This is a genomic window from Nitrospira sp. M1, from assembly GCF_965152605.1.
In genome coordinates, this window is record NZ_OZ224217.1 from 1,327,392 (window position 1) to 1,347,249 (window position 19,858).

The window sequence follows — 19,858 nt, forward strand, 5'->3', positions numbered from 1 at the left end:
GTGTGATCAACGAGAAGTCGGTGAATCGGCGCATCTTTCGAGAATATGATATCCGAGGCATTGTCGGGCAGGATCTGACGATTGATGTTGCTGAACTTGTGGGCAGAGCCTATGCCACGCTTGGACAGGAGAACGGCATAAAAACCATTGCCGTTGGCTGGGATGGAAGGCTGACATCACCTGAACTACGTGATCGCCTCATCAAGGGATTAACCGCTGGTGGGGTGAATGTCGTTGATATTGGAGTGTGTGCGACACCGCTTTTATATTTTTCCTTATTCGAGCGTGAGGTGGATGGAGGCATTATGATTACGGGTAGTCATAATGCGGCCGAGTACAATGGCTTTAAAATGTGTATAGGGAAACATGCGTTGTATGGAGAGGGCATCCAACGCTTACGTCAGATCATCGAGTCTGGGCAGTACTCCAGTGGACATGGGACGGTTGTAGAGTCACCTATCATTTCAGACTATTTAGCGTATCTCAAGAAGAGTTTTGCTTCCCTGGATGGGAGCGGGATTCATGTGGTCATCGATTGTGGCAATGGCGCCGCTTCCCTTGTCGCCAAAGAAGCCTTGGAGCAGTTGGGGTGTACCGTGACAGGGTTGTATTGCGATTTAGATGGGCGTTTCCCAAATCATCACCCCGATCCCACGGTTGTTGACAATCTTCAAGACTTGATCCATGCAGTGAAGCAGCATGGTGCGCACGTCGGGATCGGGTACGATGGAGATGCCGATCGAATTGGGGCGATCGATGAACAGGGGGATATTCTCTGGGGCGATCGTCTGTTGTTGCTCTTTGCCAGAGATGTGTTGGCTTCCCGCCCTGGTAGTACGTTCATCTCGGAGGTTAAAGCCTCACAACTTCTCTATGATGATATTGAAAAACGCGGTGGGCGAGGAATCATGTGGAAAACCGGCCATTCCGTGATTAAGGCGAAGATGAAGGAAGAGCAGGCGGCGCTTGCGGGAGAAATGTCCGGTCACATGTTTTTTGCCGATCGGTATTTTGGATACGATGATGCCATTTATGCCTCCTGTCGTTTAATTGAAATTCTGGCAAAGTCCAAACAGTCCCTCTCCAGTCTTTTAGCGGATGTGCCGCGGACGTCTGTGACGCCAGAAATTCGTGTTGATTGTTCCGATGAGCACAAGTTTCAGTTGGTTGATGCGGTGATCGAGCGTATCACGCAACTTGCCAAGACGCCTCATCCCGATACGCCATCGTTATGCATCAAAAACATCTTGACCATTGATGGAATTCGGGTAACATTTGATGAAGGATGGGGGCTCATTCGTGCATCAAATACTCAGCCGGCACTGGTGCTTCGCTTTGAGGCCTCCACGCCTCAGCATCTTCAAGCCATTCGAACGTTTCTCGAATCAGAACTGAAGGCCTGTCAGCATTCACTTGAGTCCTAAGCCTGAGCATGACGAATATGTCGGTTCTGGAATAACGGTCATCAACGAAGTCAATTGTGTCATGTTTTTGGAAACAGTCTCTCACGGTTATACAATTTTCTATGAAATTTCTCTGCGTGAAAAATCCACGGACACCCCGATGCTCGAAACTTCTAGGCCAATGATCTACTGATCACACCTCATCCGTTGCCCCAATACATGAAAAGGTCTATAATACGGAAACTTCTATCGCTTTTCTTAATCAAAATGAGTCACGGATGATTCAGGAACCCATATCGCTTACTTCCCATATTCTCAAAGAGGATGCCTTTCCTCCTGAAGCCACGGGCGAGTTTTCTCATATCATGATGAATTTAGGAATTGCGGGCAAAATGATTGCCCGGGATTTACGGCATGCTGGAATCATTGATGTGTTAGGCTCAACGGGAGAGACCAACATTCAGGGCGAAGACGTTCAGAAGTTGGACGAACGGGCCAATGAGATTTTCATTAAAGTATTTAAAGCCAATGAGATTGTGAAGACGTTGGTTTCTGAAGAGATGGAAAAACCCCATGTCTTTTCTGATGCACAACGTTCGGGGAAATATGCCCTGTATTTAGATCCGTTAGACGGTTCTTCCAATATTGATGTGGATGCACCGTTAGGGTCAATATTCTCTCTCCATCGCGTATCTGAGGAGAGTTCAGGACAGAAAGAACAGGACCTTTTGAAGCCAGGCTCCGAGCAAGTGGGTGGTGGGTATTTGTTATACGGAACAAGTACCGTATTTGTATATACCTGTGGGAAAGGGGTTCATCAGTTTACCCTTGAGCCGGAACTTGGCGAGTTTTTCCTGACAGCCAGGAATATTCAAATGCCTGCACGAGGGAAGATTTATAGCGTCAATGAAGGCAATTGCCAGAAATGGTCCCGTGGATTTCAACAGTATCTTCACTACATTAAAGAGACGGATACAGCTACTAATCGTCCCTATAGTTCGCGGTATACCGGTTGTCTTGTCGCTGATGTCCATCGAATTCTCCTAAAAGGGGGGGTATATCTGTACCCGGGGGAAGTGAATAAACCGGAAGGAAAGCTTCGACTCATGTATGAAGCGGCTCCTTTGAGCTATGTGATTGAACAGGCTGGTGGAATAGGAAGCACTGGAGTTGAATCCGTTAATTCTATTCAACCGAAAATGCTTCATCAGCGTGTTCCTCTGGTGATTGGGAGTCGGCAAAATGTCGAACAGGTCCAAGAATGTCTACGTACGTGAACAACAATCTTAGGAACAAGAGGAGTCGCTTATGATTCTTCGTACCATCTTTTTGGTGGTGGGAATAGTATCAGGAATGGGCGTTGGATTTAGCCTTGGCGCAGGAGATCCGTTGTATCTTCTGGTCGGTGCGGTCTTGGGTCTTCTCGTGTGTGGGGCAATGATTGGTCTGGAGCAACGTTTGGTCCATGTTCCGCTCTCTATGTCAGTGTGGGGTGCTGTGGGATTAGGGGGTGGTCTATTCGTAGCCGGATTCTTTGTTCGAATGGCTGGTCTTGTGCTTGATTCCTCGTCTTTGCTGGGGCATGTGGGCGGGCTCATCGTCTTGTTAACCTTGCCGTACCTCGGACTGATCGTAGGGATGCGTTACGGCTCGGAAACCGTGTTGACCTTGTCTGCCGATGAGGAAGCGTTAGCAGAAAGCGACGGCGTAAAAAAGCCGGATTTTACGCTCAAGCTGTTAGATACCAGCGTGATCATTGATGGGCGTATTTCCGATTTATGCGAAACAGGTTTTATTGAAGGCACGATGGTTGTTCCGCAGTTTATTTTACTGGAACTGCAACATATCTCTGATTCGTCGGATGGCCTCAAGCGTGCGCGTGGACGGCGTGGATTAGATATTTTAAATGGTATGCAGAAAATGACCAATGTCAAAATCGACATTGTTGAAGATGATTTTCCGCACGTCAAAGAAGTGGACACGAAGCTCGTCGAGTTGGCCAAGAAAATTGATGCGAAGATTCTGACCAATGATTTAAACTTGAATAAAGTTGCTGGATTGCAAGGCGTGAAAGTCCTGAATATTAACGAACTCTGTAATGCCTTGAAGCCGGTCGTTCTCCCCGGTGAAACATTGAAGGTGTTTGTGCTGAAGGAAGGCAAGGAAGCGGGACAAGGCATTGCCTATCTTGATGACGGGACCATGGTCGTGGTTGATCATGCGAAGCGCGTCATTGGGAAGAATGTTGATGTGCTTGTCACGAGCGTGTTGCAGACGAGTGCCGGTCGTATGATTTTTACCCGCCTCAAAGAAGAGACCGAACGGGAGGAGTTAAGCTTCGCGCGTGTCTAGTCACGTGGCTGCGGTGGTTCCCGCCGCCGGTCGTGGAGCCCGAATGGGTGGGGCCACGCCGAAGCAATTTTTATCTCTTGGCGACATCCCTCTTTTAGTTCATTCCCTCCAAACACTTGACGCCGTCGAGGCCATTTCAGAAATTATCGTGGTCATTCCTGAGGCCGACAGGCAGTATTGTCAAGAAGCCGTTGTCGATCGATTTCATATTCAAAAGGTTTCTCAGATTGTTCCTGGTGGACGTCGCCGTCAAGACTCGGTCCGACATGGCGTGTTGGCCCTGAAGACAATACCTGATGTTGTCGTTGTCCATGATGGCGTACGGCCATTTGTTTCGCGTGAGATTGTTGAACAGGCTGTAGAGTCAGCACTGAAGCATGGGGCCGCACTTGTTGCGATTCCGATGAAAGATACGGTCAAGCGAGTCAATGAACACCGGGTTGTGGAAGCGACGCTTTCTCGCGAGCAACTATGGTTAGCGCAAACTCCGCAAGTGTTTCGGTACTCGTGGTTAGTCGAAGCGCATGAAATGGCGGAAGCGAAAAATATCGATGCCACGGATGATGCCGGGCTTGTTGAGCAATTGGGCTATCCGGTTACGATTGTTCAAGGCAGTGTATTCAATATTAAAATTACGAGACCTGAGGATATCGCCTTAGGGGAAGCTATTCTTTCCAGTCAAAACACTCAAAAAGAGCTATAGGGTAACTATGCGCATTGGTCAAGGGTATGATATTCACCCCCTCAAAGCAGGGCGTCGGTTGATTTTGGGTGGCATTGAGATTTCGCACACACATGGACTTGACGGGCATTCCGATGCCGATGCATTAGTGCATGCCGTGTGCGATGCCTTGCTTGGTGCCATGGGCGAGGGGGATTTGGGAAAACACTATCCGAGTTCCAATCCGCAATTCAAAGATCTTTCGAGCCTCACGATGTTACAAGACATTACCCAGATGCTTGCACGAAACGGGTACGGTCTTGTCAATCTTGATACAGTGATTATGGCACAGTCTCCAAAATTAGGCCCCTATCTTGAGAAAATGACTGCATGCATGGCGAACGTATTACGTGTTAAAACGGCGCAAGTCAATGTGAAAGTCAAAAGTGGGGAAGGTATTGGCATGATTGGTCGGCAGGAAGGTATTGCCACGCAAGCGATCTGTCTCATTGACGAGATGCGAATTGCCTCCTCATAATACTGGGAAGTGGTGTGATGATCGTGGTTTCAACTGAGCATATGGTCTGATATTATGCCCATCGATATGGACCGTGTCAGAGCAGTAGTGAGACGGCTATAGCCCAAGGCTGTTTAAGGTCAATAGCCTTTGGTACGATCTGAAGCCATCACGATAGATAAAGTACGCAGTGGCTTCCCATGTTTAAGTTTATTTCACAAGATTTACAGGCCGTGTTTGAACGTGACCCAGCGGCAACCAGTCGTTGGGAAGTCTTTCTCATGTATTCAGGGTTTCATGCGCTTTTGGCGTATCGTATGGCGCATGGATTGAGGTGTCGAAACATCCCATTTTTCCCACGACTCATCTCCCAGTTCGCACGTTGGTTGACGGGGATTGAAATACATCCTGGCGCGAAGATTGGGAAAGGATTTTTTATCGACCATGGCATGGGAGTGGTCGTAGGTGAAACAACAGAAATTGGTGATTATGTCACGCTTTTCCAGGGTGTGACGTTGGGTGGGACAGGAAAAGAACGAGGCAAACGTCATCCGACTTTGGGCAATCATGTCGTGGTAGGAGCGGGAGCGAAGGTGCTTGGAGGCATTGCGATTGGGGACAATGTCAAAGTTGGAGCCAATGCCGTGGTTCTGCGATCGGTGCCTGCCAATTCAACCGTCGTCGGTAATCCTGGTCGTGTTGTGAAGTACGAGGGGGAACGTATTCCTGAGGCCACGATGGATCATCTGAATACTCCAGATCCGATAGCCGAGCGATTTGAAGCAATGGAACGAGAGCTCATTGATTTACGAAAGCGGCTCGAAAATCAAGAGGGGCAGCCTCCTCGCTAGGTGCGGTGAATGGCTATATTGCGTTGTGATGGTGTGTGTGTCTGCTAAAGAGCTGAACATGCTGTATCGTGCTATAATACTTTCCATGATTGGATGAGAACGGAGGGCTGAACTTGTGACGAATCAAATGACACCGCGTGTGAAGGAAGTTCTTGGTTATTATGATGGTGCGAGTCCAGGGGAATTGTCTAATCTTGCGCGACTCATGTTGAATGGCCGCTTAGGGGGGACTGGACGACTGGTAATCCTTCCCGTCGATCAAGGGTTTGAGCACGGTCCCGCGCGCAGTTTTGCTCCAAATCCTCTTGGCTACGATCCTCACTATCATTTTGAATTTGGTATTGAAGCCGGATGTAATGCCTATGCAGCCCCTCTGGGGTTTCTCGAGGCCGGGGCGGCGGAGTTTGCCGGCCAAATTCCACTAATTCTGAAACTCAATAACAACGATTCGTTGTTCGCCACCAAAGATCCTAATTCTGCTATTACCGGGAGTGTGAGAGATGCATTGCGGTTGGGATGTTGTGGTATCGGGTATACCATCTATCCTGGGTCAGCCAATGCCCAAACGATGTACCAGCATCTCAGGGAAATTGCGCAGGAGGCCAAATCCTATGGGTTAGCCGTTGTGGTCTGGTCGTATCCTCGCGGTGCAGGGTTGAGTAAGGAAGGTGAAACTGCGATTGACGTCTCGGCGTATGCGGCTCAAATTGCGGCACAGCTAGGTGCCCACATTGTCAAAGTCAAAGTTCCCTCAGATTATATCGAGCAAAGTGCCGCCAAGAAGGTGTACGAGTCTGAAAAAATTCCCATCAGTACACCAGCAGAACGTATTCGTCATGTGGTGCAAAGCACGTTTAATGGACGACGAATTGTCATTTTCTCAGGGGGCGCCAAAGGCGAAGATAAGAAAATCTTTGATGAAGTTCGTGCGATTCGAGACGGAGGCGGGTTTGGGTCGATTATTGGCAGAAATTCCTTCCAGCGGCAGAAACCGGAAGCCTTTGAGTTTATGTCGACGGTGATGAAGCTGTATGCAGGGGAGTCGTCGTAACGCTAGCGCGTTTCTTGTCGAGCCGCCCTTGTTGTTTCTGACTTGCCTTGTGATTCAGGGGTACAAGCCTCGTAGTTGATGGGCTTGTGCGACTCGATCGATTCCATTGATGAGTGCTGCTGTTCGCATGGTGGACTTTTGTTCCGTTGCGAAGGACAACGTTCGTTGAAAGGCTGCGACAATGATTTCTTCTAAGCGTTCATGAATGTCCGCTTCCTTCCAGAAAAATCTTTGTACATCCTGCACCCACTCAAAGTACGACACAATCACCCCGCCTGAGTTAGCTAAGATATCGGGAATCGTGAAGATGTCCCGGTCTGCCAAGATTGAGTCCGCTTCAAGTGTGGTCGGTCCGTTTGCGGCTTCGACTAAGATCCGGCAGCGAAGCTTCGCGGCGTTGTGCGTCGTAATTTGTTCAGCCACAGCGGCAGGGATGAGGACGGTACAATCTGTTGTCAGCAATTCTTCATTGGTGAGAGGATCACCGAGTTTGTGCATGGAACCAAGAGGTTCTTTTCCTTCTTGATAGCGTTGTAAAACGTCGGGAATATTCAGTCCATGTGCATTGTAGAGTCCCCCTAGCTGGTCACTAATGGCTACAACCTTGGCTCCCGATTGACGAATGATTCGTGCTGTATGAGATCCGACATTCCCCATCCCCTGGATGGCAACTGTCGTATTTGAAAGGTCGATATTCAGATGTCTGAGGGCTTCCAGCGTGACATTCACGACGCCGCGGCCTGTGGCTTCTTCTCGCCCGGCGCTTCCTCCAATTGCTAACGGTTTCCCAGTCACGACGCCTGGCACGGCAAATCCCACTTGTTCACTGTAAGTATCCATCAGCCAGGCCATCACCTGTGCGTTCGTGCCAATATCGGGTGCTGGAATGTCCTTATCCGGTCCGATGATCGGAAAAATTTCCGCCGCGTAGCGACGGGTTAATCGTTCCAGTTCGCCCAGGGAGAGGGTGCTGGGTGAGACCTTCACCCCACCTTTGGCGCCGCCGTACGGAAGTCCGGCGATGGCCGTTTTCCAGGTCATCCACATTGAGAGCGCGGCCACTTCTCCTAAATTGACTTCAGGATGATAGCGAATGCCTCCTTTCGAGGGGCCGCGGGCCGAGTCATGTTGTACCCGATATCCCATAAACACTTTGACTGTGTCATCGTCCATTCGAATTGGGAGGCTGACGGTGAGGGCGCGTTGGGGCGCCTTGAGGCGTTCTCTGAGGTTTGGGTCAAGTCTCATGACTTCGGCGGCTTGATCAAACTGCGCGACGGCCAGGCGAAACGTGGGATGGTCAAATTCAGTGACAGTTGCCTCTTCCATGAAGGCCTCCTGGATTAAAGATTTTCGGATTAATCGTAACATAGAACAGAAGACATATGTGTGATGGCAGTCATGAGACGAAACAATTTGACTTGTTTCTCTGTACTTATATCCCTTGCGTGGGACCTTCAGAAAATCGTATGGTAGGGGGTCTTTTTGCCCCTCTCACGTTTACCGGAAAATGTTTGTTCTATTCCACGATCAATTGATAAAGTCCTGCCATTCGGTGTGAGCCTGCTTCATGCTCCTATACTCTTTTTTCATAACCAATTCATGAAGGTGATGGAATGAATTCTTTTGAGGTTCATGGTGTTCAGACGAGCGATTCACTGAAGACGCCGCGTCAAACGGCAAGTCCTAAAGTGTATTATGCGCAGCCTAGGTATGGAGAGGAAGAGATCGCTGCCGTGGTGAAGTCTCTTCAAAACCCTCTTTCCCTTGTGCATGGCCCCTGTACGTCACGTATGGAACAGGAGGTTGCCAAATTATTTGGGAAATCCTATGGGGTGATGGTGAATTCAGCGTCGTCAGCTAACACGTTGGCCGTAGCCATTCTTGATCTTCCCCCAGGCAGTGAAGTCATTACGCCGGCCGTGACGTTTTCCACGACTGTTGCCCCTCTTGTGCATCATGGGCTTATTCCTGCGTTTATTGATGTGGAATTAGACACGCTGAATATTGATGCTGAACACATTGAACGAATGATTACGCCTGCAACTCGTGCGATGATGATTCCGAATTTAATCGGCAATATACCGGATTGGGCCATGTTGCGTTCAATTGCCGATCGCCATGATTTGATGGTCATTGAAGATTCCGCAGATACCGTTGGATCAACCTTCGAGGGAGTTCCGACTGGTCAATTGACGGATATTTCTACGACGAGTTTCTATGCGACACATGTGATTACGTGTGCCGGATCGGGGGGGATGATCTGTATGAACAATCCTGACCTTGAAACTCGCACACGTATTCTGAGTGGCTGGGGACGCAGCTCAGCCAGGTTTCAAGAGTCTGAGCGAATCGAAGATCGGTTTGATATTGTCATCGACGATATTCCGTATGATCGAAAGTTTGTCTTCGAGGCCATAGGACACAATTTTTTGCCGCTTGAGCTGATGGCAGCGTTTGGGTTAGTGCAACTTTCTAAACTTCAGGAATTTGGACAACGTCGACAAGAAAACTTTCAGCAATTGAGGGATTTCTTTTTGACCTATGAGGAGTGGTTTATCTTGCCGCGACAATTAAAAATGGTGGACACCTTGTGGCTCGCGTTTCCGCTGATTATTCGTGATGACGCTCCATTTAGCCGTCGGGATCTGCAGATATACTTTGAAGAACAAGGGATTCAAACACGAGTGGTGTTTACGGGCAATATTTTGCGCCAGCCGGCGTTCAAGTCTATCACGCATCGGGCTGACGCCGCAGGGTATCCAAATGCCGATTACATTATGCGTGGAGGACTGCTCATTGGATGTCACCAAAGCATGGATGAAGAACACGTTGAGTATATTAAAGATGCCTTTCGACACTTTGTTGCACGCGTCACAGTCTCTTCGTAATCGGGGGTATGACTATTCAAACGTATGTGGGTTGTGACTGCGTTTTCAAACAATCGTACTACTTCTTATGATGCAGGAGAGTGAATGATGAGTAATATCGAGTCGGCTAAACAAGATGAGCAACGCGTCACCTCGAATTGGGAATCATTAATTGAGCTCATCGATGGCGTGAAGACATCAGAAATTAAAAATACGTTATCTGACCACTCATACGTGACAGAATATTACCGGCATAATTGGGATATCTGTCAGGAACGACCCATTCAACATATTGTCCATGTCACATTATGCCCAGGCGCTATTACGGCGTGGCACATGCATAAATGGAAATCCGATAATATTGTTGTCCCGTCAGGAATGATGAAGCTGGTCCTCTTTGACGGACGACAAGATTCGCCGACGAAGGGGAAGGTAAATGTGTTTAACATGAGCCCGTTACGTCCAATGGTTGTGGGTTTTCCTCCAGGAGTCTGGCACGGGTTTCAAAATTTACTGAATTCCGAAAGTAGCAGTTTTATCAACATCTCGGATGGCGCGTATAACTATGATAAGCCAGACGAGTGGAGACTTCCGCTGGATACGCCAGAAATTCCTTTTACCTTTTCATAGAATGTTCAATTCTGTATGACCAAGGATTTAGAAGACTCTATCATTTCGTCGGGATCCGAACCTGAACCGTTGATTCTGACTTTTTGGACCGGAGACCTCGCATTGGCTCGTTTTGCCGACAGTGCGGGTGTCGATCGCGTCGGTGTCGACCTTGAGGTCATCGGGAAAGCTGAGCGGCAAGGAGGATTGAATACTTGGATTTCAGGCCATAAGGAAGATCTGATCCCAGCCATGCGGGAGCAGTTGGCGCACGCGAAGCTATTCGCTCGAACGAACCCGCTTCATTCTGGCACTGTCGACGAAGTGGGACGGCTCATTGACATGGGGGTCGAGGTCTTGATGCTTCCGTATTTCACGACGGCACAAGACGTGAGGACCTATGCACATATCGTGGGCGATCGAGCGCATGTGGTCCCACTTCTCGAAAATGTCCAAGCTGCCAACATCATCGAGGACCTTGTCGCTCTCGATGAAATACGGGAAATTCATGTTGGGATTAACGATCTTGGTCTTAGCTTGGGGTTCCGGAACCGTTTTTCCACATTAGCGACGGATCTTGTGGTTCATATCGCATCGTGCGTTCGTCAATCAGGGAAACGGCTTGGCTTTGGTCATGTCGGGCGAGCAATGGATAGGTCTCTTCCCATTCCCTCAGATCTCGTCTATGCCCAATATGCACGTCTTGGAGCCACCGCGACGATTGTGTCGCGGAAGTTTGTGTATGATGCCGGCATGGAGGAACAGGAGTTTATTGCAGAGATCCAGAAGGTTCGTGAACGCATGGCCTTTTGGCAAGGCAGTCGATTAGAAGATTTGGACAATGCTTATGAAGCCTATCGTACTCTTCTTCAGAGTCTCACCGGTCAGGATCCAGCCCTGACGCCATTACCCCGGTGATATTCAACTGATCCGGGTCTATTGGGATTCGCTATAGATGTTAAAAACGTGCGGGAGGAATTTTTAAAAAATAGTCTTCCGATGCAACTCTTTCCTGTTGAATCCGTTTTCTCACTTTCCAGGTATCAGGTAGATCTCGTAGGAAGTAGAACAAGGATTTACACGTTGAAAGGAAAGGTCTGGGAGACCGGTTCTTCCAGGATAAGCGAAGGGCTTTGATGAAGGTCCATCCCATTGTCGCCGGCAGCCAAATCAGCAGATTTTTGAAGCGATAGTTCTTGCAAATAATTCGGCCCATGCTGCTTAAGTGATACTGGTATCGCCAGGTGACCGGAGACAGTTGGACTCTGGCTGCGTACCCGTGGTGGATCACATACTGATCCGTCTCAATCATGACCCGAAACCCTTTCAGGTACGCTCGAGCGCCGAGATCATAGTCATTATTATGATACGGATACCGTTCATCATGAGCTCCGAGGTCTTCTAACAACTGCGCACGAAACAGTACACAGTTTCCGTAGTACCCGCTGACTTCTATCGGTCCGTGGCCAAGTACTGTGGTGAGAGGCTGTTTGTGTTGTATGTGCGTGTGTGACAGCCCAACTTCGCTCAGCATCTCCGTATCCGCATCAAGAACAAGTGGTGAAAGAAAGGCGAGGTCTGGGTATTGTTGATAGCGAGCATACAGTGCTTTGAGTAATTGTGGATCGAGAATTTCTATATCATTATCAACCATGAAGACATAGGGGGTTTTGGCTGCCCGTACCAGCCGGTTTCGGCCTTTGGTTACGCTAAATGTGCCTTCAAGGTTCACGACACGAATATTGGGAAATTGTTGGAGATACTCGACACTCCCATCCGTCGAACCTCCATCGATGACGACAAATTCCAGACTGGGATAGTCGAGGCTTTGCATGGTGGGGATTGATATTCGAAGGCGCTCTATTCCATCCCTGTTCAAGGTTCCAACTGTCACTGCCGGATATTGATTGCCGAGATCTACTTGTTCCAACGTTCGCTCCTATCGGATATGAAACTGGGATAATGGTTTTTTATTTCTCAAACTCCGGATGAATATAAACAGATCAGTAAAGGGCCGTTCTTATAGATTGCTGTTCCAAAGGCTTGTTACATTTGTTGGGTAGATGCTCAATCATGGAGGGGGCGACTCGCATTCTCTCTATCGTGCGCATGCCGCATTCCTCAGGAACCTTGATCTTTCTTCTCCTATGACCTGAATGCAGACGATCTTAGCTCACCGTCAATTTTCCCTAACACGATCGCCTGAACGGTGCAAGGGCTATCCGCCGCAATAGCCGGTTTGGTGTTGCGATAATCCTTTATTCATACAGGACTTTCAGGAGATAAAGTCCGTGAGCGGGTGCAGTTTTTCCAGCAGCAGAACGATTGACAGATTGAAGGATCTGCGTGAGATCCGTTGGATGGCGCTTCCCTAATCCGACTTCCACGACGGTGCCGACCATGGATCTGACCATTTGCTTCAGAAAGCGATTGGCCTTGACGTGAATATGTATGAGGGGGCCTTCTTGTTCAACAGTGAATGACGTGATTGTGCAAACTGGGTTTTTCGTATCAGTGGGGGAGTTTTGAAACGAAGAAAAGTCATGAGTTCCTAACAAACCTGTTCCGGCTTCCTGCATGGCCTTGAGGTCTAAGCGTTTCGGGATATGCCAGAGCCGATAGCGTTCGAGGGCTGAGCGGTGAGGGGCTTGAAAGATGCGATACGCATAGATTTTCCCGATGGCACTGTAGCGGGCGTGGAAGGTTTCGGTCACTCTGTGGGTTTGTTGTACGGAAATGTCTGATGGGAGGAGGCCATTGAGGCTGCGGATCCATTCATGAGGAGATAGGTCTTTTTCAGACTGAAAGCTTGCGACTTGTCCATAGGCATGTACGCCCGCGTCGGTTCGTCCGGCGGCGATCACCGGCGTCCGAGTTTGCGTAATTTGGGCGAGGGCCTTTTCAACTTCCGCTTGTATAGTGGGTTGCTGAGGCTGATACTGCCAACCCGCGTAATGTGTGCCATCGTATTCGAGAGTGAGTTTGTAAGTAGGCATCGCAATGGTTCATGCGCACGACGAAGCAGGATACGCTAATGTATCACAGGTTTACTCCAGAAACACACGAATCAAGAAAGGTGCAGTATGAAGAGTGTGAGTGTTAGGACAACAACGTTTGGGGCGTTATCGTGAAACTGTTTGTAACGGGGTGATGTACGCTTTAATGCCTTGAAAAATCCCTTCTGCGACACGTGTTTGGTAGGTCTTGCCGATGATAAGTTTTTCTTCGGTGGGATTTGAGACAAATGCGATTTCCGCAAGAATGCTTGGCATGGTCGTCATTCGGAGTACAAAGAACGGAGCCGTTTTCACCCCATGATCTTTGATTTTGTAATGTTTGCGCAATTGACCGACGAGGGCTTTTCGTGCAATCCAGGCTAAGTCCCGGGATTCGTCGATTTTCTTGTCCGCCAAGACATCGGCGAGAATAAATTGCCAGGCAGGGCCGTTATCTTTCAACGGTGTACCATTTTCTCGTGCTGACACTTCAAGGGCTCGTGGATCACTGGCTTTCCCAAAATGATAAATCTCCAGGCCTTTGACCGATTGTTTGGGATGAGAGTTGACGTGGATCGAGACAAAGAGGTCTGCCTTCTTACTGTTGGCAAACTTGGCTCGATCTTCCAGTTCAATGAAGATATCTGTATCTCGAGTCATCAGAACTTTTGCATTGAGTCGTTTGGCAATCATGGTTTTCAGTTGTTTGGAAACCTTCAGGACAATGTCTTTTTCCCTCGTCCCTTTCCGACCCAATGCTCCTGGGTCTTTTCCGCCATGTCCCGGATCGATCACAATGAGGAGTGGATCGCGTGCTGGTGTTGGCGATACTTTTTTGATTGGAGTCAGCGTTTTGGGCTTGTTTGAGGGTTTCTTCACCACCTGAGGGTGAGGGGGCGCAGGCTTGGATTTAGCCGGCGTTGGAGTAGATGACGGAAATAGGTCTAAAACGAGGCGATTGGGATTATTCAAGGTCAAGACTTTGTATTTGTCGAGCGCCGAAAGATCAAGGGTGATGGTGACAGGTTTGTTCCATTGACGAGCAAGTTGAACGGCTTGGGGGAAACCTTTGGTTTGAGTCTTCTTATAGGCTTTCGTACTGAGACGGGTACGGTCAAGCTCAAACACCACGCGTTCTGGCTTGGTGGTCTTTCGTTTTTTAAAGTGTATGTGGCCCTTGAGGTCAATCACGAGTCTCGTGTGGTCGGGATATTTATGAAAACGAAGGTTTTGAATCATCGACGAAGTAGTCTTGCGTGACTTCTGAGCCCGAGACGAAGTTTTCGTTGCAACTGGAAGGACGAAGGGATGACTGTTTTGGTCGGCAACACTGAGAGAAGAGAAGGTGGATTGCTGGAGCCCAAAGGAGCCTGAGAGCGGAACTGGACCAACGGTGATAATGAGGGTCCAAATAATAAAAATTCGTGCGAGTTGTGACATTGTGGTCTTATGGCCGATTCAAATGACTAACTACGCTTGCAGTGATTATTGCGCAAGGATTTGTCATGTTGGTTCATGAAGCGTATTGGGAAACGCTATACTATAACTATTTCTCAGATGTTTGAGGTATTGTCAAGCTTCCATCGCGATGGCCTCTTCATATTCTTGACTGTGTCTTACTCATTCGATAGCCTGAGGGGCATGATGTCAACGCATGTGATTATTGATGGGTATAACCTTTTGGGAGCTTCAGACCGTGGGCCTCGTTCAACGGAACACTATGGAGAGTCCGCTCGTGAACGTCTCCTTCATGATCTAGCCACCTATCAACAGCGTGTCGGACATACCATTACGGTGGTTTTTGATGCTTGGCGGCAACATGGCGGTACGCAACATCTTGAACATCGAACCGGAGTGACGGTGCTGTACACACAACAGGGAGAACAAGCCGATCAGGTCATTCAACGTATGGTGCGATCACAGCGTCAGAATTGCGTTGTGGTCTCTTCCGATCACGAAATTATTGGTACAGCTCAGGCACATGGAGCGATGGTACTTCGCTCTCAGGTATTCTTAACAAAGCTTCGTGAGCAATCTCAGTCTTCACGTCTTTCAGAGTCGACCAGATTGCATGAGGATCGTGATAGGGATCGAACGCGTCGACCTGATAAAAAAGGTAATCCGCGAAAACTTCCTAAGGCTGTACGGCAGCGTTTGAGGAATTTGAAGAAATTTTAACCTTCACCCAAGGTGAAACAATCGTTTGGCGTTGGCTGTCGTGATTTCTGCAATACGTTCGAACGCCTCAGGCGTTGATCCTTCCTTCACTTCGGCTATTTTTTCAGCTACCTGTTTAATGTAGGCAGACTCATTTCGTTTTCCGCGATACGGAACCGGAGTCAAATAGGGCGCATCGGTTTCAATCAGCAGGCGATTATCCGGCACCGTTTCAATGATTTCACGAAGTACTGTGGCATTGCGAAATGTAATAATCCCAGAAAATGAGATATAGAATCCAAGGTCCAAAGCATTGGTCGCTAGTGAGGCATCTCCTGAAAAGCAATGGATGACCCCGCCAATTTCCGATGCGTGCTCTTCACGCAAAATCGTGATAGTGTCATCCTGCGCTTCACGTGTATGAATGACGATGGGAAGCTGGAGCTCATGGGCCAGTTGTATCTGCTCGCGAAACCGTTGTCGTTGTGTGTCGCGAGGGGAATGGTCATAATGAAAGTCCAATCCAATTTCTCCATATCCAACAACTTTCGGATGTTTCGCCAATTCTCGCAATTCCTGATACCAGTCATCCTCGATATGTTTGACTTCGTGTGGATGAACGCCAATCGTGGCGTAGACATTGGCGTGTCGATCAGCCAGCTCAACGGCTGCACGGCTTGTGGCCAAATCACAGCCAATCGTGACAAAGGCTTCGACTCCGGCCTCGTGAGCACGTGTGAATATTTCAGCGCGGTCGGCATGGTATCGTTCATCATCTAAGTGTACGTGGCTATCGATAAGCATAAGGCCTCAATGAGTAGAATTGTGTTGTGAATGTACCATATTTTTTAAACACAAAGAAGTCCGGTGTTGTGAGGACTTGGGTAGGGATTCCATGCTAGAGATCGGAACGATGTTATGAGTTGGGATGAGCAAATCTTCAGAAGCATTAATCGTCTGGCTGGCACGTCAGAGAGTCTCGACTGGATCATGTATGAATTATCCCAAGAAGGGAATCTCCTCTTTCCAGTTATTCTGCTTGTGGCGTATTGGGCGTGGACGAACCGGCGTGAAGCTCTAGTGGCTGGGCCGGTGTTGGCCCTGTTGATTGGGTTAAGCGATCTGATCGGCGGTCAATTGAAAATTCTCATCGACCGAGCCCGTCCATGCCATATATTGGCGAATATCCAGGAACTCGTTGGATGCGGTGGGACGATGAGTATGCCATCAAATCATGCCGTTAATTCTGCAACCGCGGCGGCATTCCTCCATGTGTTGTATCCGCGTTCTGGATGGATCGCCTGGCCATTGGTTGGCCTCATTGGCCTGTCACGTGTGTATTTGGGAGCACATTACGTGACCGATGTGTTTGCTGGTTGGACGTTAGGTCTGGTGCTTGGGGGAAGCGTGGCGTTTATGCTCGCGACATCTTCGTGGTTTGGGCGGAAGAAGAAGCCGTCTGTTGTGCCAGCTGTGTAAGGAATGTGCCGTTATCATGAATGAGATGAGTGGGAGTGAGTAAAGTCCGCACTCATTTCTCCATTCGTGAGACGATTCAAATCACAATGAACGGTATCAGGGTCCGAGCAGTGAGTTTCCAGTTGAATGGTATGATGATGGATGGCAAAGTCGGTGATAATCATTGACTGAATGCTGTTGAGAAGAGCATCTTTTTCACGTTCATGTTCCGAATCGACTAACACATGACAGGTCAACATAATGAGGCGTGGCTCAACGGCCCAAATATGGAGGTCGTGAACATTCTGAACACCGTCAATATGTTCGATGGCTTTGACAATTTCCGTGGGATTGATGCTGGGCGGTGTGGATTCTAATAACACATCAAGTGATTCACGAAAGATTGGCCACGCGCCTCTAGCAATGACAAACACGATGAGCAGACTGATGAGTGGGTCGAGGGTTGTCCATCCCGTCAACAGAATGCCGACACCACAGGCCACGACACCAAGTGAGACCCAAGCATCGGCGAGCATATGCATGAACGCGCCTCGAATGTTTAGGTCATCTTTTGCTCCGTGTTGAAGAAGTAAGGCGACTGACAAGTTTGCCAAAAAACTAATGAGAGCGATGATAATCATCCACCCTCCTGGGACAATGACTGGTGCAGTCAGTCGGTGGATCGCCAATATCGCAAGAATTCCCGCAGTGAGTAGCAAGACCAAGCCATTGACGAACGCAGAAACAATTCCTGCACGATGATAGCCAAATGTGCGGTCTTCGGTTGCGGGTCTGGCTGCTAAAATATGCGCGTATAACGCCAGAAAAAGTGAACCTTGGTCGATGAGGTTATGTCCAGCATCGCTCATGAGACCGATGCTGTTGATCCAATACCCGCCAATAAACTCTGCCACGATAATCACGGCATTGATCATCATGCCAATACGCAAGCGAGTTTTGAGTTGCTGGTAGTTGAGCGAGTGTGATGCCATAGCCTTAGTGTCGCATCATCCTTCGAATTGAGCAACAAAACACGTATGAAGCGTGAGTCAGTGTTTCTGTCATCACACGCTTTCCAGGCATCATATCTATGCCTGGGCAGACCGCACAGGATTTCGTCTAAAGTCGATAAAGGTGAGAATATTATGGCTGAGCAAGAAGCTGTTCATAGAGTGTTTGTGTTTGTCGTGCAATAGCGGTCCAACTAAACAATTCTTCAGCTCGTGTACGACCAGCCTTGGCATATCGTTCTCGTTGGTCATGATTGGCCATTAGCTCGTTAATCGCGGTTGCGATGTCCTGGGAAAATTTCTCCGGGTTCATGGGCGCAAAGGGCGACTCTTGATGTTGTTGCAAGGGAACAAGTGTGCCTGTTTCTCCGTCCACGACAACTTCTGGAATGCCTCCGATCGCTGATGCCACAACTGCCGTTTCACAAGCCATGGCCTCAAGATTAATGATTCCGAATGGTTCGTAGATCGAGGGGCAACAGAAGACGTCGGCATGTGAATAAAATTCGATGATGCTTGGTTTGTCGAGCATTTCGCGAATCCAAATCACCCCAGATCTTTTCTTGGATGCGTCTTTGATCGCGAGTTCCATTTCTGCTTCAATTTCTGGCGTGTCTGGTGCTCCGGCACACAGGACGACCTGAAAGCCTGTGTCTAAATGTTCGATCGCTTGCACAAGATGCACGATGCCTTTTTGTCTGGTGATTCGGCCGACAAACAAGATGTAGGGTTTTGATGGATCAACACCGTGGCGGAGTAGAGCTTTGGTTGATGTGTGTTTTCTGTACTCGGTGAGATCAATGCCGTTATGAATGACCTTAATCTTATCTTCTGTGATTGAAAAGTGACGGAGAATGTCGTGTTTCGTGCCATGCGAGACGGCAATGACGGCGTCGGCCATTTCCAACGCGGTTCGTTCGACCCACAATGAACAATCATATCCGCCACCCAGTTGCTCTCGCTTCCAGGGGCGCAAGGGTTCGAGTGAGTGGGTGGTGATGACGAGTGGAATGCCATAGTTGAGTTTGGCCAAGATGCCTGCAAGATGGGTGTACCAGGTGTGGCAGTGGACCAGCGTGGCATCGATGCCAAAGGAATTAAAGTCCAGTCCTCGTTGTATGGCTCCAAAGACTGAGGCCAAGGCTTTTGGGCAACCGTAGGAACTCGTATCAAGTTCAAATCCTCTGATCTGGAGATTTGGAGCCGTTTCCTTCTGATCGCCAAAGCATCGCACTTCAACGGTCATGAGCTTAGCCAGCTCACGAGTCAAGTATTCGACATGGACTCCGGCGCCACCATAGGTGTGGGGAGGGTATTCGTTACTGAGAAGCAAGACTTTCATCGTTGTCCTTCACATGTCTAGAGCACTGTCCCTTCTTGCAATACGTATCGGGCGAAGAAGGTCAAGGGATGCATGGCTGGAGAGTCGTGGAAGTGAAGGTCGTAAACATCCACGGCTTCACCTGGTGAATGAAGGCATGCAGTTGAACCTAGTCGCCTGAAACACAGATAGCGGGATGTCTAATGCTGATCGAAGACGCGTGATCGTGATAGAGCCAGCCGTCGTATCCGTTGTGCTCATTAATCGATAGGATTAATGTCAGGTTGGGCTTTGACCGACTGTTTCGTGGCATCCACGGCTGCGGTGACACGCGATGCGGCGGTTTTCAACGAGTGTTGCGTATCCTTGGTCCAAGTATTGAGTGTGTCTTTGGTGTCGGTCGCTAAGCCTGCGAACTCTTCTTGAGCGGTTTTCGCTCCTCGTGCTAATCGTCCCCGTAGGGAATTCCCAGGTTCGGGTGCCATCAACAGAGCCGCTCCGGCTCCAAGGGCTACTCCAGCAATAAACACAAATGTGTTGACCCAGCCTGAGTCGTCTGAATACTCTTGATGATCCATGATCGGTCTCTCCTTGATATCGAA

Annotated in this window: 20 protein-coding genes; 12 read left to right on the forward strand and 8 right to left on the reverse strand. The window is 48.9% G+C overall.

Annotation, left to right across the window (positions count from 1 at the left end; all coding sequences use genetic code 11):
* Nucleotides 1–20: 20 nt before the first annotated feature.
* The 7 genes from ACWHX8_RS06380 to ACWHX8_RS06410 all read left to right on the forward strand — a co-directional run bounded on the left by ACWHX8_RS06380 (nt 21) and on the right by ACWHX8_RS06410 (nt 6,835).
* Entirely contained in the window at nt 21–1,424 is a 1,404-nt protein-coding gene (locus ACWHX8_RS06380; RefSeq protein ID WP_447971874.1) for a phosphomannomutase/phosphoglucomutase, read from the forward strand.
* Between the two features lie 257 nt (nt 1,425–1,681).
* Nucleotides 1,682–2,680, forward strand: a complete 999-nt coding sequence (gene fbp, locus ACWHX8_RS06385; protein ID WP_447971124.1) for a class 1 fructose-bisphosphatase — start codon at nt 1,682–1,684, stop codon at nt 2,678–2,680.
* Nucleotides 2,681–2,711: 31 nt separating this feature from the next.
* Nucleotides 2,712–3,755: a TRAM domain-containing protein gene (locus ACWHX8_RS06390; RefSeq protein WP_447971125.1), complete on the forward strand. Its 1,044-nt coding sequence runs from the start codon at nt 2,712–2,714 to the stop codon at nt 3,753–3,755.
* A complete protein-coding gene (gene ispD, locus ACWHX8_RS06395) occupies nt 3,748–4,458 on the forward strand; it encodes a 2-C-methyl-D-erythritol 4-phosphate cytidylyltransferase (protein ID WP_447971126.1) in 711 nt (236 codons plus the stop codon). Before ACWHX8_RS06390 ends, ispD begins: the two co-directional genes overlap by 8 nt.
* A gap of 7 nt (nt 4,459–4,465) precedes the next feature.
* Nucleotides 4,466–4,954 carry a 2-C-methyl-D-erythritol 2,4-cyclodiphosphate synthase gene (gene ispF, locus ACWHX8_RS06400; protein WP_447971127.1) on the forward strand — a complete coding sequence of 163 codons (489 nt, stop codon included), beginning with the start codon at nt 4,466–4,468 and terminating at the stop codon, nt 4,952–4,954.
* A 179-nt stretch (nt 4,955–5,133) separates the two neighbouring features.
* Entirely contained in the window at nt 5,134–5,784 is a 651-nt protein-coding gene (gene cysE, locus ACWHX8_RS06405; protein ID WP_447971128.1) for a serine O-acetyltransferase, read from the forward strand.
* Nucleotides 5,785–5,911: 127 nt separating this feature from the next.
* Nucleotides 5,912–6,835 (forward strand): class I fructose-bisphosphate aldolase, encoded by a 924-nt coding sequence (locus ACWHX8_RS06410; RefSeq protein ID WP_447971875.1) that lies wholly within the window; start codon nt 5,912–5,914, stop codon nt 6,833–6,835.
* A 54-nt stretch (nt 6,836–6,889) separates the two neighbouring features.
* Here ACWHX8_RS06410 and ACWHX8_RS06415 read toward each other — a convergent pair whose 3' ends face one another.
* Nucleotides 6,890–8,164: a Glu/Leu/Phe/Val family dehydrogenase gene (locus tag ACWHX8_RS06415; protein WP_447971129.1), complete on the reverse strand. Its 1,275-nt coding sequence runs from the start codon at nt 8,162–8,164 to the stop codon at nt 6,890–6,892.
* A gap of 287 nt (nt 8,165–8,451) precedes the next feature.
* Between ACWHX8_RS06415 and ACWHX8_RS06420 the strand changes: the two genes are divergently transcribed.
* The 3 genes from ACWHX8_RS06420 to ACWHX8_RS06430 all read left to right on the forward strand — a co-directional run bounded on the left by ACWHX8_RS06420 (nt 8,452) and on the right by ACWHX8_RS06430 (nt 11,232).
* Entirely contained in the window at nt 8,452–9,726 is a 1,275-nt protein-coding gene (locus ACWHX8_RS06420) for an aminotransferase class I/II-fold pyridoxal phosphate-dependent enzyme (protein ID WP_447971130.1), read from the forward strand.
* 84 nt (nt 9,727–9,810) lie between these two features.
* Nucleotides 9,811–10,335, forward strand: coding sequence for a dTDP-4-dehydrorhamnose 3,5-epimerase (locus ACWHX8_RS06425; RefSeq protein WP_447971131.1), 525 nt, complete (start codon nt 9,811–9,813; stop codon nt 10,333–10,335).
* Nucleotides 10,336–10,350: 15 nt separating this feature from the next.
* Nucleotides 10,351–11,232, forward strand: a complete 882-nt coding sequence (locus ACWHX8_RS06430; protein WP_447971132.1) for an aldolase/citrate lyase family protein — start codon at nt 10,351–10,353, stop codon at nt 11,230–11,232.
* 40 nt (nt 11,233–11,272) lie between these two features.
* Here ACWHX8_RS06430 and ACWHX8_RS06435 read toward each other — a convergent pair whose 3' ends face one another.
* From ACWHX8_RS06435 to ACWHX8_RS06445, 3 genes are all read right to left on the reverse strand, one after another.
* Entirely contained in the window at nt 11,273–12,244 is a 972-nt protein-coding gene (locus tag ACWHX8_RS06435) for a glycosyltransferase family 2 protein (RefSeq protein ID WP_447971133.1), read from the reverse strand.
* Nucleotides 12,245–12,572: 328 nt separating this feature from the next.
* Nucleotides 12,573–13,310, reverse strand: coding sequence for a tRNA pseudouridine(38-40) synthase TruA (gene truA / locus ACWHX8_RS06440; protein WP_447971134.1), 738 nt, complete (start codon nt 13,308–13,310; stop codon nt 12,573–12,575).
* 126 nt (nt 13,311–13,436) lie between these two features.
* On the reverse strand, nt 13,437–14,750 hold the full coding sequence (locus ACWHX8_RS06445) for an N-acetylmuramoyl-L-alanine amidase (RefSeq protein WP_447971135.1): 1,314 nt from the start codon (nt 14,748–14,750) through the stop codon (nt 13,437–13,439).
* Nucleotides 14,751–14,951: 201 nt separating this feature from the next.
* Between ACWHX8_RS06445 and ACWHX8_RS06450 the strand changes: the two genes are divergently transcribed.
* A complete protein-coding gene (locus ACWHX8_RS06450; protein ID WP_447971136.1) occupies nt 14,952–15,488 on the forward strand; it encodes an NYN domain-containing protein in 537 nt (178 codons plus the stop codon).
* A gap of 3 nt (nt 15,489–15,491) precedes the next feature.
* Here ACWHX8_RS06450 and ACWHX8_RS06455 read toward each other — a convergent pair whose 3' ends face one another.
* Complete coding sequence (locus tag ACWHX8_RS06455) at nt 15,492–16,271, reverse strand: TatD family hydrolase (RefSeq protein WP_447971137.1); 780 nt, start codon at nt 16,269–16,271, stop codon at nt 15,492–15,494.
* A gap of 114 nt (nt 16,272–16,385) precedes the next feature.
* Here ACWHX8_RS06455 and ACWHX8_RS06460 point away from each other — a divergent pair, with 114 nt between their 5' ends.
* The gene (locus ACWHX8_RS06460) at nt 16,386–16,946 is read left to right on the forward strand and encodes a phosphatase PAP2 family protein (RefSeq protein ID WP_447971138.1); all 561 of its coding nucleotides are present in this window, start codon (nt 16,386–16,388) and stop codon (nt 16,944–16,946) included.
* A gap of 14 nt (nt 16,947–16,960) precedes the next feature.
* On the opposite strand, the gene ACWHX8_RS06465 is transcribed toward ACWHX8_RS06460, so the two are convergent.
* The 3 genes from ACWHX8_RS06465 to ACWHX8_RS06475 all read right to left on the reverse strand — a co-directional run bounded on the left by ACWHX8_RS06465 (nt 16,961) and on the right by ACWHX8_RS06475 (nt 19,834).
* The gene (locus ACWHX8_RS06465; RefSeq protein WP_447971139.1) at nt 16,961–17,917 is read right to left on the reverse strand and encodes a cation diffusion facilitator family transporter; all 957 of its coding nucleotides are present in this window, start codon (nt 17,915–17,917) and stop codon (nt 16,961–16,963) included.
* Between the two features lie 151 nt (nt 17,918–18,068).
* Entirely contained in the window at nt 18,069–19,277 is a 1,209-nt protein-coding gene (gene glgA / locus ACWHX8_RS06470; RefSeq protein ID WP_447971140.1) for a glycogen synthase, read from the reverse strand.
* A gap of 239 nt (nt 19,278–19,516) precedes the next feature.
* Nucleotides 19,517–19,834 carry a YtxH domain-containing protein gene (locus ACWHX8_RS06475; RefSeq protein ID WP_447971141.1) on the reverse strand — a complete coding sequence of 106 codons (318 nt, stop codon included), beginning with the start codon at nt 19,832–19,834 and terminating at the stop codon, nt 19,517–19,519.
* Nucleotides 19,835–19,858 lie beyond the last annotated feature (24 nt).

Coding starts and splice junctions, on each gene's coding strand:
- fbp (WP_447971124.1), top strand. CDS start 1,682: ATGATTCAGGAACCCATATCGCTTACTTCCCATATTCTCAAAGAGGAT.
- ACWHX8_RS06390 (WP_447971125.1), top strand. CDS start 2,712: ATGATTCTTCGTACCATCTTTTTGGTGGTGGGAATAGTATCAGGAATG.
- ispF (WP_447971127.1), top strand. CDS start 4,466: ATGCGCATTGGTCAAGGGTATGATATTCACCCCCTCAAAGCAGGGCGT.
- cysE (WP_447971128.1), top strand. CDS start 5,134: ATGTTTAAGTTTATTTCACAAGATTTACAGGCCGTGTTTGAACGTGAC.
- ACWHX8_RS06410 (WP_447971875.1), top strand. CDS start 5,912: ATGACACCGCGTGTGAAGGAAGTTCTTGGTTATTATGATGGTGCGAGT.
- ACWHX8_RS06415 (WP_447971129.1), bottom strand. CDS start 8,164: ATGGAAGAGGCAACTGTCACTGAATTTGACCATCCCACGTTTCGCCTG.
- ACWHX8_RS06420 (WP_447971130.1), top strand. CDS start 8,452: ATGAATTCTTTTGAGGTTCATGGTGTTCAGACGAGCGATTCACTGAAG.
- ACWHX8_RS06425 (WP_447971131.1), top strand. CDS start 9,811: ATGATGAGTAATATCGAGTCGGCTAAACAAGATGAGCAACGCGTCACC.
- ACWHX8_RS06430 (WP_447971132.1), top strand. CDS start 10,351: ATGACCAAGGATTTAGAAGACTCTATCATTTCGTCGGGATCCGAACCT.
- truA (WP_447971134.1), bottom strand. CDS start 13,310: ATGCCTACTTACAAACTCACTCTCGAATACGATGGCACACATTACGCG.
- ACWHX8_RS06445 (WP_447971135.1), bottom strand. CDS start 14,750: ATGTCACAACTCGCACGAATTTTTATTATTTGGACCCTCATTATCACC.
- ACWHX8_RS06450 (WP_447971136.1), top strand. CDS start 14,952: ATGATGTCAACGCATGTGATTATTGATGGGTATAACCTTTTGGGAGCT.
- ACWHX8_RS06455 (WP_447971137.1), bottom strand. CDS start 16,271: ATGCTTATCGATAGCCACGTACACTTAGATGATGAACGATACCATGCC.
- ACWHX8_RS06460 (WP_447971138.1), top strand. CDS start 16,386: ATGAGTTGGGATGAGCAAATCTTCAGAAGCATTAATCGTCTGGCTGGC.
- ACWHX8_RS06465 (WP_447971139.1), bottom strand. CDS start 17,917: ATGGCATCACACTCGCTCAACTACCAGCAACTCAAAACTCGCTTGCGT.
- glgA (WP_447971140.1), bottom strand. CDS start 19,277: ATGAAAGTCTTGCTTCTCAGTAACGAATACCCTCCCCACACCTATGGT.
- ACWHX8_RS06475 (WP_447971141.1), bottom strand. CDS start 19,834: ATGGATCATCAAGAGTATTCAGACGACTCAGGCTGGGTCAACACATTT.